This is a genomic window from Pseudoduganella flava, from assembly GCF_007830495.1.
GTDB classification, from domain to species: domain Bacteria; phylum Pseudomonadota; class Gammaproteobacteria; order Burkholderiales; family Burkholderiaceae_D; genus Rugamonas; species Rugamonas flava.
Genome location: NZ_VLKW01000009.1, coordinates 232468 through 244533 on the forward strand (window position 1 = coordinate 232468; position 12066 = coordinate 244533).

Here is a 12066-nt window from a genome sequence, read left to right on the forward strand (position 1 = left end):
GTTGAAAAAGAGCGGCGCGAAGGGCAGGCCAAGCCAGCTGCAAGCCGAGGCGTTGTAAAATCTGCCGTTTCGCGAAAACCGCTATTCTAAATGATGCAGCAGGAAATCACATCTTCTCTGTTCAACCGCCTGCGCGTGATCCTCGTGGAGACGAGCCGGCCCGGCAATGTGGGCTCCGTCGCCCGGGCGATGAAGACGATGGGCTTTGCCGAGCTGGTGCTCGTCAATCCCCGCGTCGAGGACGCCTTGCGGCACGAGGAAGCGGTGGCGTTCGCCAGCGGCGCCCAGGACATCCTGGAACGCGCGCGCGTCGTCGCGACGATGGCCGAGGCACTGGACGGCATCAATTACGCGGCGGCCGTGTCGGCGCGGCTGCGCGAATTTTCGCCGCCGGTGCAGGGTCCGCGCGAGCTGGCGCTGCACGTCTCGGCCGCAGCCGACCTGCGCCTGGCCCTGATTTTCGGCAACGAGCGCTTCGGCCTGCCGAACGACATCGTCGAGCGCTGCAACGTGCTGATCAACATTCCCGCCAACCCGGAATATTCGTCGCTGAACCTGGCGCAGGCCGCCCAGGTGCTGCTGTACGAATGCCGGATGGCGGCCAGCGGCGGCACGCAAGCCGTCGACAGCCCCGTCGGGTTCCATGGCGACGCGGCCAGCCAGGCGCAGATCGAGGGCATGTACGCCCACCTGGAAGAAGCGCTGGTGGCGATTGGTTTCCTCGATGCCGGCAACCCCCGCAAGCTGATGCCGCGCCTGCGGCGGCTGTTCGCCCGCGCCGGCCTGGAGACGGAAGAGGTCAACATCCTGCGCGGCATCGCCCGGCAGATGATGGCCCGCGGCAAGGACGACTGAGCGTCCACTCTAATTTCCCCTGCTTGCTTGCCGTACACTGGCTTTTCACAAAAATAAGCAGGGGACACATGACCACGCGCAGAACCTTCCTGATGGCGGGCCTGGGCGGTGCCGCCGCGCTGGCCGCCGGCGGTGCCGCCTGGCGCTGGCTGGGCCGCGCCGCGCCGGCCCGCTTCCAGCTGGATACGGCGGGCCGCGAGTTGCTGACGGCCCTCGTGCCGGCCGTGCTGGGCCCGGCACTGCCTGCCCAGGGCGGCGCCCGCCTGCTGGCGGTGGCCGGCACCGTCGAACGGGTGCGGCTGGCGATCGCCGGCCTGCCGCCCGCCACGCAGCGCGAATTGCAGGACCTGTTCGGCCTGCTGTCGCTGGCACCGGCGCGCCGCCTGCTGACGGGCTTGCCGGCCTGGCGCGATGCCACCCCGGGCGAGCTGGAACGCTTCCTGGACGGCTGGCGCTTTCACCGCTTCGCCGTGCTGCGCGGCGCCTATCACGGCTTGCACGACCTGATCCTCGGCAGCTGGTATGCCGATCCGCTGAGCTGGGCCGCGATCGGTTATCCGGGGCCGCTGAAGGAACTGGCGTCATGAGCGCGATCCCTGATCCGATCGCGGCCGGCCTGGCCGCCGGCTGGAAGGTGCTCGACTGCGCCACGCTGGCGGACGACCGCACGCTCGATTGCGACGTGGCGATCGTCGGCAGCGGCGCCGGCGGCGGCGTGACGGCCGAGATCCTCGCGCTGGCCGGGCTGGCTGTAGTCATCGTCGAGGAGGGCGCGCTGAAATCGTCGCGCGACTTCCGCATGCGCGAGGCCGATGCCTACCCCACGCTGTACCAGGAAGGGGGCGGGCGCAAGACGAAGGACAAGGCGATCACGATCCTGCAGGGCCGCACGGTGGGCGGCTCGACGACGGTGAACTGGACGTCCAGCTTCCGCACGCCGGCCACCACGCTGGCCCATTGGCAGCGCCACTACGGCCTGGCCGGCTATACGGTCGACGGGCTGGCGCCGTGGTTCGCGCGGATGGAGGAGCGCCTGCACGTGGCCGACTGGCCGACGCCGCCGAATGCCAACAACGCGCTGCTGCAGCGCGGCGCGCAGCGGCTCGGCATCGCCACGCACGCGATCCGGCGCAACGTGAACGGTTGCTGGAACCTGGGCTATTGCGGCATGGGCTGCCCGACCAATGCGAAGCAGTCGATGCTGGTCACGACGATTCCGGCCGCCCTCGGGCATGGCGCCACCTTGCTGACGCATGCGCGCGCCGAACGGTTCGAGCTGGCCGGCGACACGGCCCGCACGCTGCGCATCGCCGCACTGGGCGCCGACGGCATCCTGCCGACCGGCCGTGCCGTCACCGTCAGGGCGCGGCATTACGTGGTCGCCGGCGGCGCGATCAACAGCCCGGCGCTGCTGCTGCGCTCCGGCGCGCCCGATCCGCACGGCCTGCTGGGCCGGCGCACGTTCCTGCACCCGACGCTGATCAGCGCCGCGCGCTATGCGGAACGGGTCGACGGCTATGCGGGCGCGCCGCAAACCGTGTATTCCGATCACTTCCTCGCCACGCAGCCGGCCGACGGCCCGGCGGGTTTCAAGCTGGAAGTGCCACCGATGCATCCGCTGCTGCTGTCGACGGTGCTGACCGGCCACGGCGTGGCGCACGCGGAGACGATGCGGCATTACCCGTACACGCAGGGCATGCTGGCGCTGCTGCGCGACGGCTTCCATGCCGATTCGCCCGGCGGCACGGTCGCCTTGCGGGGCGACGGCAGTCCCGTACTCGATTATCCGATGACGCCGTTCCTGTGGGATGGCGCGCGCCGCGCGCTGCTGGCGATGGCCGAGATCCAGTTCGCCGCCGGCGCGCAGGCCGTGCTGCCGCTGCACGAACGCAGCCGCCACTACACCAGCTGGCAGGAAGCGCGCGCCGCGATCGCCGCGCTGCCGATGGCGCCGTTCGAGACGCGCGTCGCGTCGGCCCACGTGATGGGCGGTTGCACGATGGCGGGCGACGCGCGGAACGGTGTCGTCGCGCCGGACGGGCGCTATCGGGAACTGGCCAATGTATCGGTGCATGACGGCTCGCTGTTCCCGACGTCGATCGGCGCCAACCCGCAGCTGTCGATCTACGCGATCGCGGGGATGCTGGCGAGCGGCCTGGCGCAGCGGCTGACCGGCCGGCCGGCGCCGCGGCCGGTCGCGCCGGCGGCATGAACGCGCGCACTGGGGCCGGCACGAGGTAGGATGGCGACTGGCAGATGAGGAGAAGATGATGGTGGTGCGCATCCTGTTGGCGATCATGGCGGTGCAGGTGGCTGCCGCGCTGGCGATCTGGTACGCGGCGGCGGCATGGGTGCCGCTCGACCTCGCGCTGCTGCTGGCCGTGCTGGCCGTCGTGCTGGTGCGCCTCGCGATCAATGCCAACAACTTCTGGATGGCGCGCCGCTACGGCTGCACTGTGCCGGACGAGCACCGGCTCGCCCCGCTGGAGCGGCTGTGCCTCTTCTGTGCCGAGTTCCGTGCCTCGATGGTCACGTCGTCCTGGACCATGTTGCGCCACAAGCCGGCGCCGTACTTCGCCGCGCAGCCGCGCGCGCTGCCGGTGCTGCTGGTGCACGGCTTCGGCGCCAACGGCGGCTTCTGGACGCCGCTGCGCGCGCTGCTGCGGCGCGAAGGCATCAGCCACGATACCGTCGACCTGGAGCCGCTGGGCGCGCCGATCGACGATTACGTCGAGCACGTCGAGCGGGCGATCGGCCGGTTGCGCGCCGCCACCGGCGCGCCACGCATCGTCCTCGTCGGCCACAGCATGGGCGGCCTCGTCGTGCGCGCCTGGCTGCGCCGCCACGGCACTGCCGGCGTGGCCCGCATCGTCACCGTTGGCTCGCCCCATCACGGCACCGGCCTGGCGGCCCTCGGCATCGGCGCCAACGTGCGCCAGATGCGCCTCGACTCGCCGTGGCTCGCCCAGCTCGACAAGGACGACGCGCCGCACCGCGCGCTGATCACGTCGATCTGGTCGTGGCACGACAACATCATCGCCCCGCAAACTTCCTCCCGGCTGGACGGCGCGAAGAACATCGCGTTCGCCGGCATCGGCCACGTCGCGCTGGGCAGCGATCCGCGCGTGCTGTGCCGCGTACTGGACGAGATCCTGACGGCCGGCGCTTTGACGAGCGCACCCCGCCCCGCTACAATCATTTAAAAGTTGACCTACGGAAACTTTTACTCACGATGGAACGATAACCATCGGTGTAACGCCGCGCGCCAAGTCGTGCATCGCGTCCGTACGGAATAAGGGATACTGAAAGGACGGGGAGGGCCTCGGCCCATCAACGAACACAGATAACAAAGGGGAGGGAGACCGTGTCTGCACGCATCCTCATCATCGAAGACAATCCCACCAATATGGAGCTGATGGTGTACCTGCTGCGCGCCTTCGGCTACACCCCGCTGACGGCGAGCGACGGCGAAGAAGGGGTCGCCGCCGCGCAACGCGAACAGCCGGACCTGATCATCTGCGACGTGCACCTGCCCAAGCTGGACGGCTACGGCGTCGTGGCCGCGCTGAAGGCCGATCCGGCCACACAGCGGATCCCGGCGCTGGCCGTGACGGCGCTGGCGATGGTGGGGGACCGCGAACGCCTGCTGGCCGCCGGCTTCGACGGCTACATCGGCAAACCCATCGAACCGGACAGCTTCGTCACACAGATCGAGTCTTTTTTACCGGGGGAGATGTCGCCCCCCAAGAATAACGACATCGCCACCATCCTGATCGTCGACGATCATGTGCTGAACCGCCAATTCCTGATGACGCTCCTGGGCTATTCGGGCCACCGCCTGGTGGAAGCGGCCAGCGGCATCGAGGCGCTGGGACAGATCGAACGCGACCGGCCGGACCTGATCATCTCCGACATCCTGATGCCGAACATGGACGGCTACGAGTTCGTCGCGCGGGTGCGCGAGAACCCGGACACGGCGAAGGTGCCCATCATCTTCTACACCGCCACCTACCGCGAGCGCGAGGCGGTGGCGGTGGCGCAGGCGTGCGGCGTGCGCTGGGTGCTGCCCAAGCCGTCCGACCCGGACGTGATCCTGGCCACCGTGCACGAGGCGCTGGGCGTGCCGGCCGAGCGCCCCATCGTGCCCGAGCTGCCCGGCGGCCCGCCGGAGGACACGAAGCTGGGCGACATCGGCCACAAGATGGCGGAATACCTCGACGAGGTGGAATCGTCCAGCCAGGTGCTGTCCGAGATCGCCCATCACGAGACGCCGGACGGCGAAGCCGAGCGCCTGCGCTCGATGACGCAGCGGCTGTCGAACAGCCTGTCCAGCCTGCAGGCCGTCAGCCTGCGCCTGACCGCCCTGATCGAACTGGGCATCGACCTGTCGGCCGAGCGCGAACCGCAGGCGCTGGTCGATATCGGCTGCCGCGTCACGCAGAACATCTGCGTGGCGAAATACGCGTGCATCGGCGTGCTGGACGAGGAGGGCACGAAGCTCGGCTGGTTCAGCCACTGCGGCGGCGGGGAGGTGGGCAAGGTACTGTGCGGCGCGCCCGATTCCGGCGTGCTGAAGGAGATCCTGGAGAGCCGCCAGACGGTGCGCCGCAGCGCGCTGCCGGGCGATCCCGAGTCCCTCGGGCTGCCGCCCGAACACCCGCCCGTGCATTCGTTCCTCGGCGTGCCGATCGCTTCCGCCACGCGCGTGCACGGCTGGCTGTACCTGGCCGACAAACTGGGCGACGACGGCTTTTCCGAGATCGACGAGCGCATCGCCTCCACCGTGGCGGCGCAGGTCGCGGTGGCCTACGAGAACCTGCAGCTGTACGAGGAAGTGCGCCGCAACCACGCGCAGTTGCAGCAGGACATGGATGCGCGCACGCGGCTGACGGAAGACCTGCGCCGCTTCCGGCTGGCGATGGATGCGACGGCCGACGCGATCTTCCTCGTCGACCGCGCCAATATGTGCTTCGTCGACGTCAACGTCACCGCCTGCCGCATGCTGGGCTTCGAGCGCGAGGACTTCCTGCTGGTGGGCCAGCGCGAGCGCGGCAGCGCGCCGGTGCAGCTGGCGGACCTGTACGACAAGCTGCTGGCCGGCGACCAGAGCGGCGCGATGGCCGAGCTGATGCTGCACCGGCGCGACGGCTCGCTGCTGTCCGTCGAGGTGCAGCGGCGCACCTTGCGCTCGGGCCAGAACTGGATCCTGGTCGCCGTCGCGCGCGACATCACCGAGCGCAAGGAAGCCGAACGGCGGCTGCTGAAGCTGGCCCACTTCGATACGCTGACCGGCTTGCCGAACCGCAGCCAGTTGTACGAATCGCTGACGCATTCGCTGACGCAGGCGGCCGAGCACCGCTGGGCCCTGGCCGTGCTGTTCCTCGATATGGACCGCTTCAAGAACATCAACGACACGCTGGGCCACACGATCGGCGACGAATTGCTGCGCCAGTTCTCCAGCCGCCTGGTCGACTGCCTGCGCGTGCGCGACACGATCGGCCGCTTCGGCGGCGACGAGTTCTGCGCGATCCTGATGCTGCCCGAAGGCGTGCAGGGCGCGCTGCCGGTGGTCGACAAGATCCGCGAGGCGATGCGCCAGCCGTTCGACCTGAAGGGCCACGAGGTGACGGTGACGGCATCGATCGGCATCGCCGTCTACCCGGACGACGGCCTGGATGCGGACACGCTGATCAAGTACGCCGACACGGCGATGTACCGCGCCAAGGAGGCGGGCCGCGACGCGTTCCGCTTCTTCACGGCGGAGATGAACGCGCAGTCGCTGGCCCGGCTGGACCTGGAAAACGCGCTGCGCCGCGCCATCGACAACGAGGAGTTCGTGCTGTACTTCCAGCCGAAGATCGACATCGGCACGGGCCGCATCAGCGGCGCCGAAGCGCTGATCCGCTGGAGCCGCCCGGGCCACGGCATGGTGTCGCCGGCGCTGTTCGTGCCGCTGCTGGAGGAGACGGGCCTGATCGTGCGGGTCGGCACGTGGGTGATCCACGAGGCGTGCCGCAAGATCGCGCAGTGGAAGAATTCCGGCGCCGGCGCCGTGCAGATCTCGGTCAACGTCTCGGGCATCCAGTTCTTCGTCGGCGGCCTGGAAGAAGAAGTGCTGAAGGCACTGCGCGAGCACGACATCCCGCCCGAGCTGCTGGAGCTGGAGCTGACGGAAAGCTCGCTGATGAGCAATGCCGAGGAAACCATCACGATGCTGCAGAACCTGAAAGGGCTCGGCATCAAGATCTCGATCGACGACTTCGGCACCGGCTACTCGTCGCTCGCCTACCTGAAGCGCTTCCCGATCGACAAGCTGAAGATCGACATCGCGTTCGTGCGCGAGGTCACCAGCAATCCGGACGACGCGGCGATCGTCCTCGCCATCATCAACATGGCGCACAGCATGAAGCTGAAGGTGATCGCCGAGGGCGTCGAGAAGGATGCGCAGCTGGCCTACCTGCGCCGCCACGACTGCGACGAGATGCAGGGCTATTATTTTTCGCGGCCCGTGCCGGCCGACGATTTCGAGCTGATGCTGCGCGAAGGGCGCAACCTGGTGGCGCCGGCCGACGAGGGCCGCGAGGACGAGCGGCCCACCTTGCTGATCGTCGACGACGATGCGTTCATGCTGGACGTGCTGTCCGACTTCCTGGCGCAGGACGGCTACCGCATCCTGACGGCGCAGACGGCGGCCGAAGGCTTCGACATCCTGGCACGGCACCGTGTGCAGGTGATCCTGTGCGACCAGTGCATGCCGTCGATGAGCGGCACGGAGTTCATGGAGCGGGTAAAGAACCTGGCGCCTGACACGTTCCGCATCATGCTGTCGGCCTATGCGGACCTGACGCCGATCATGGCCGCGATCAACCAGGGGGCGATCGACCGCTTCTACACGAAGCCGTGGAAGGGAGCGGTGCTGCGCGAGAACATCCGCGAGGGCTTCCGCCTGTACAGCCAGGCGAAACGGGCCCAGGCGGCATAGGAGGCGAGATGGTCAAGAAGAAGATCCAGATGATCTGGCAGGCGGGCCTGGAGGATTTCGCGGCCCGCCGCGAGCGCGCCGCGGCGCTGCGTGCCGGCGGCTCGCCCGAACCGTCGCGCCGCATGCAGGCGCTCGACCGTCACACCGAGGAACACGTGCGCCGCGCGGTGGCCGATGCGACGGCGCCGCTCAAGCACGAGGTCGACGCGCTGCGGCAGCAGGTGGACGGGCTGCGCGAGCAGGTGGCCAGGCTGAAAAAGGCGAAGTAGGGCGGGAAGTGGCACCGCCTGGTGCCTGGCCGGCACGGTTTTGAGCCCCGCTCCCATCGGTGTTATCCTTGCGGGAATAAAAAACCGAACACTCGTGCCATGTTACAGAAGCCCCCAAGACGCACACGCGAACGTATCCTGGAATTGTCGCTGCGCTTGTTCAATGAATTCGGCGAGCCGAACATCACGACGACCGTGATCGCCGAGGAGATGAACATCTCCCCGGGGAACCTGTACTACCACTTCCGTAACAAGGACGACATCGTCAACTCGATCTTCGTGCAGTTCGAGGAGGAGATCGAACGCATCCTGCACGTGCCGTCCGGCCGCCGCTCGAACATCGAGGACGTGTGGCAGTACCTGCACCTGATGTTCGAACTGATCTGGCGCTACCGTTTCTTCTACCGCGACCAGAACGACCTGCTGTCCCGTAACCGCAAGCTGGAAGTGCACTTCAAGCAGATCCTGACGCACAAGATCAAGGTCGCCAAGCAGCTGTGCGAGGACTTGCGCAGCGAGGGCGCGCTGGAGGCGACGGACGTGAAGATCGACGCGATGGCGACCAATATGGTTGTCGTCGCGACGTACTGGCTGTCGTACGAATACGTGCGCAACCCGCGCAAGTACAGCGAGCAGCAGTCGATGGCCGAAGCGCTGGCGCGCGGCTGCTACCAGGTGCTGATCCAGGTCGAACCCTATCTGCGCGGCGAAACGCTGGCCCGCTTCCAGAAACTCACTGACGACTACCTGAAGAAACTGAACAAGTGAAATCCATCTGTGTGTACTGTGGCGCCAACGCGGGCGCCAGGCCGCTGTATGCGGAACGCGCGCGCGCCCTCGCGGCCGCGCTGGTCGATGCCAACCTGGGGCTCGTCTACGGTGGCGGCAACGTCGGCCTGATGGGCACCATTGCCGACGAGGTGCTGCGCCTGGGCGGCGAGGTGACGGGCGTGATCCCGACGGCCCTCGTCGAACGCGAAGTGGGGCACACGGGCCTGACGCGGCAGTTCATCGTCAAGGACATGCATGAACGCAAGGCGATGATGGCGCAGCTGTCGGACGGCTTCGTGGCGATGCCGGGCGGCCTCGGCACCCTCGAAGAGCTGTTCGAGATGCTGACGTGGGCCCAGCTGGGTATCCACGCCAAACCGATCGCGCTGTACAACGTGAACGGATTCTACGACCGGCTGGTGGAGTTCGTCGCCCATGCCCGCGAGGAGGGCTTCGTGCATCCCGCCAATGCCGAGCGGATGATCGTCGAACAGGCGCCGGAAGCCGTCGTCGCGCGCCTGAAGCAGGCCGCGCTGCGTTAATCGTCCGTCGCGTCGGGCCGTGGCCGGTCCACCGGTTGCGCGCCAGCGCGGATGCGCTGCAGGTACTTGTCGGTGAAGTCGATCTTCAGCTCGACGAACAGCGGCAGGTGGTCCGACATCTGCCACGTGCGCCATTCCTTGTTGTAGTACTTCTTCCGGCCTTCCGGCGTGTCGGGCCACTTCTTGTTGGTGCGCTGCAGCGGGAAGTAGGTCTCGGCCTCGTCCTCCGTGTAAACGGCCTTGTAGTAGTTCAGCACGCCCGCGTTGTTGGCGCTGGGGCCCAGTTCCAGCTCGTCCTTGCGCACGTGGAAGGCGATCTGGTCGTAGCGCTTGTCGCCGCCGATATTGCTGGCCCAGCGCAGCTCGTCGTTGTCCAGCGTGAGGTCCGACGGCAGCTGGAAGCGGTGCTTCTTCAGCGCTTCCATCGTCGCGTCGCCCGGCCCGATGACGTTCATGTCGCCGAGCAGCATGTAGTTCTCGCCATCGTTCGCCGCGCGCTTTTGCAGGAAGCCGGCCACCGCGTCGATCTCGGCCACGCGCCGCGCGTAGCCGGCGCCGGACGTCTCGCCGTAATACGTGTGCACCGTGCACAGGTTGAACTTGAACCAGCCGGACTGGAACCGCACGAGGAACGGGCTGCGCGCCGGCTGGTGCTCGCCGTCGATCAGGCCGGCGCGCGGCAGCACCACTTCGCCGGCGATGTGCTTGAACTGCACCTTCGTCGAATCGAACAGGAAGACCATCCGCTCGCCGTTGCCGGACGGCCCTTCGGTGATGTCGGTGGCGATGTAGCGCCACGCGGGGCCCAGCAGGTCCATCACCTTCTCGAACGGCCGCATGTCCTCGTTCACCTCCTGCATCGCGACGAGGTCGAAGGCCGACACCACCTCGGCAATGTAGTGGAACGACTCGGCAAGGCGCGGGCCGTGGCCGAACTTGTTCGAGTCGAAGTCGCGCACGTTCCACGTCGCGACCAGCAGCGTGTCCGTGGCGGTGCGGCGCGGCACGGTCTGCGCGAGCAGTGCGCGCAGCTTCGTCAGGTGGTCGATCGTGCGGTGCCGGTCGGCGGTTTTCCAGCTCTTCAGCTGCCAGTACATGGGCATGGGGGGCTCCACAAGTCGTCCGGGGGATCCCGGGGTCTTGTCATCATGCTACCCCAGCGGTTTGAAGTTATCTCAGTGACATTGGCGGGCGTTGTATTTTTACGGCGGGACAACTCATCAGTGGTGGCTTGTGCTATTTCCACATATCAACGTACACTACTCCCTCTATAAGGGTCGAAATGACTCATCTTGACGCGGGTCGCAACACACGACGGCGCGCAGCGGTTCGAAGCTTTTGATAAACAACTGAAAGAACTTGCGGAGCTTGATCCACTCAAGGAAATCAATGCAAGGTCCTCTCACGCCAGCCAGGTGATCACGTTTCATCTGGTGTTCGAATACCTGGTAGAAAAATGGATTGATTACAAGGTCAACGGGGGAGCGCCAGTCTTCAGAGGCATTGAGAAAATTGGTTTTTTCAATAAGCTGTACATTGCCAAGAATCTCGGACTTCCAAAGGAAATCTTCGAGGTGCTGGACGCGGTTAATGCACAGCGCAACAAGTTCGCTCATCAGTTGACAAAGAGCGAAGTGGAAAGAAAGGATATATTTGCGCTCGAAAAGCTTGCAGATTCAATTGATTGCAGGGGCGCAAAGGTGTCTGAGCTACGTTTGATGGATGAGGGGCGAGAGGTGACGGTGTCCGAGACCACTCCGAGCAGGGCTCTGCTCCTGCTGGTGCTTCATGCGGTATTTGGAAAGCTCAGGAATTTCGTGTTCTATGATATCTATCAGCATAACTCTCGCCCTTTGAATTGCTAATCATGGCGCGACTCAGAATTGCCGTCATCGAAAGCCCCAATCCCATCGACCTGTTCGAGAACAGGTCCGAAGCGGAGCCGCTGACCGTCAGCTGCCGCCTGATGGGCCACCAGTCTACGTCGTTTTTCGCGCGCAGCCGGCGCGAATTCAAGGAGACCATCGACTACATCGCATCCGCCGACTCGGTGCACGCGGAGCGATTTCACTCGCTGCCGTTGATCCTGCATATCTCCGCCCATGGCAACTCGGAGTGCATCGGATTTGGCAGGGATGCCGTGTCGTGGAATGGCCTGGTGCAGGATATCCAGCCATTGATCGACAATCCGGACTACACGGGCAAGCTGGTCCTGTGCCTGTCCTCGTGCGACTCGGGGACCAATACCTTGTCGCGGTTTATCAAATCCGGGTGGGACGGCGAAACGAAGCTGCCGGCCTATATCTTTTCGATCGTCGGCGAGGAAGTCAATTGGGACGACGCGCTGATCGCATGGAATCTGCTCTACCTGAAATTGTCGAAGTTCGGATTGAAAGATCGTGCGAAGGTGATGGAGGCGCTCAACCATATTTATGTGGGAACGGGCACTGCCTTTTCCTATTCGCGCTGGTGCGACGAAGAGGGGAAGTATCTGCGGTATTCGGCCAGAAAAGAGATCGATTAGCTGGCCCTGCTGTTCAGCGGCGCCGGCGTGTTGAAGAAGTACGGGCTGCGCGAACAGCCGGCGGCCGGTGCCGCCGCGGGCGGGCGGTAGCGGACGCCGCTTCCGCCGCCATCGCGGTACGAT

At 66.1% G+C, this 12066-nt stretch carries 11 protein-coding genes; 10 read left to right on the forward strand and 1 reads right to left on the reverse strand.

Going from position 1 to position 12066, the window contains the following annotated elements:
- The first annotated feature begins 90 nt into the window (after positions 1-90).
- The 8 genes from IP92_RS22030 (at position 91) to IP92_RS22065 (ending at position 9419) form a co-directional block, all read left to right on the forward strand.
- On the forward strand, positions 91-855 hold the full coding sequence (locus tag IP92_RS22030; protein WP_145879160.1) for an RNA methyltransferase: 765 nt from the start codon (positions 91-93) through the stop codon (positions 853-855).
- A gap of 68 nt (positions 856-923) precedes the next feature.
- Positions 924-1442 carry a hypothetical protein gene (locus IP92_RS22035; protein WP_145879162.1) on the forward strand — a complete coding sequence of 173 codons (519 nt, stop codon included), beginning with the start codon at positions 924-926 and terminating at the stop codon, positions 1440-1442.
- On the forward strand, positions 1439-3067 hold the full coding sequence (locus tag IP92_RS22040; RefSeq protein WP_145879164.1) for a GMC family oxidoreductase: 1629 nt from the start codon (positions 1439-1441) through the stop codon (positions 3065-3067). Before IP92_RS22035 ends, IP92_RS22040 begins: the two co-directional genes overlap by 4 nt.
- A 55-nt stretch (positions 3068-3122) precedes the next feature.
- Complete coding sequence (locus IP92_RS22045) at positions 3123-4058, forward strand: esterase/lipase family protein (protein ID WP_229418912.1); 936 nt, start codon at positions 3123-3125, stop codon at positions 4056-4058.
- A gap of 161 nt (positions 4059-4219) precedes the next feature.
- Complete coding sequence (locus tag IP92_RS22050) at positions 4220-7837, forward strand: EAL domain-containing protein (RefSeq protein ID WP_145879166.1); 3618 nt, start codon at positions 4220-4222, stop codon at positions 7835-7837.
- An 8-nt stretch (positions 7838-7845) separates the two neighbouring features.
- Positions 7846-8106, forward strand: a complete 261-nt coding sequence (locus tag IP92_RS22055; protein ID WP_145879168.1) for a hypothetical protein — start codon at positions 7846-7848, stop codon at positions 8104-8106.
- Between the two features lie 99 nt (positions 8107-8205).
- Positions 8206-8874 carry a TetR/AcrR family transcriptional regulator gene (locus IP92_RS22060; RefSeq protein ID WP_145879170.1) on the forward strand — a complete coding sequence of 223 codons (669 nt, stop codon included), beginning with the start codon at positions 8206-8208 and terminating at the stop codon, positions 8872-8874.
- Positions 8871-9419, forward strand: coding sequence for an LOG family protein (locus tag IP92_RS22065; protein WP_145879173.1), 549 nt, complete (start codon positions 8871-8873; stop codon positions 9417-9419). Before IP92_RS22060 ends, IP92_RS22065 begins: the two co-directional genes overlap by 4 nt.
- On the opposite strand, the gene IP92_RS22070 is transcribed toward IP92_RS22065, so the two are convergent.
- Positions 9416-10522 (reverse strand): endonuclease/exonuclease/phosphatase family protein, encoded by a 1107-nt coding sequence (locus IP92_RS22070; RefSeq protein ID WP_199271830.1) that lies wholly within the window; start codon positions 10520-10522, stop codon positions 9416-9418. The genes IP92_RS22065 and IP92_RS22070 overlap by 4 nt on opposite strands.
- Before the next feature lie 189 nt (positions 10523-10711).
- On the opposite strand from IP92_RS22070, the gene IP92_RS22075 reads away from it, so the two are divergent.
- Positions 10712-11284, forward strand: coding sequence for a hypothetical protein (locus IP92_RS22075; protein ID WP_145879175.1), 573 nt, complete (start codon positions 10712-10714; stop codon positions 11282-11284).
- 2 nt (positions 11285-11286) lie between these two features.
- The gene (locus tag IP92_RS22080; protein WP_145879177.1) at positions 11287-11943 is read left to right on the forward strand and encodes a hypothetical protein; all 657 of its coding nucleotides are present in this window, start codon (positions 11287-11289) and stop codon (positions 11941-11943) included.
- The last annotated feature ends 123 nt before the right edge of the window (positions 11944-12066 follow it).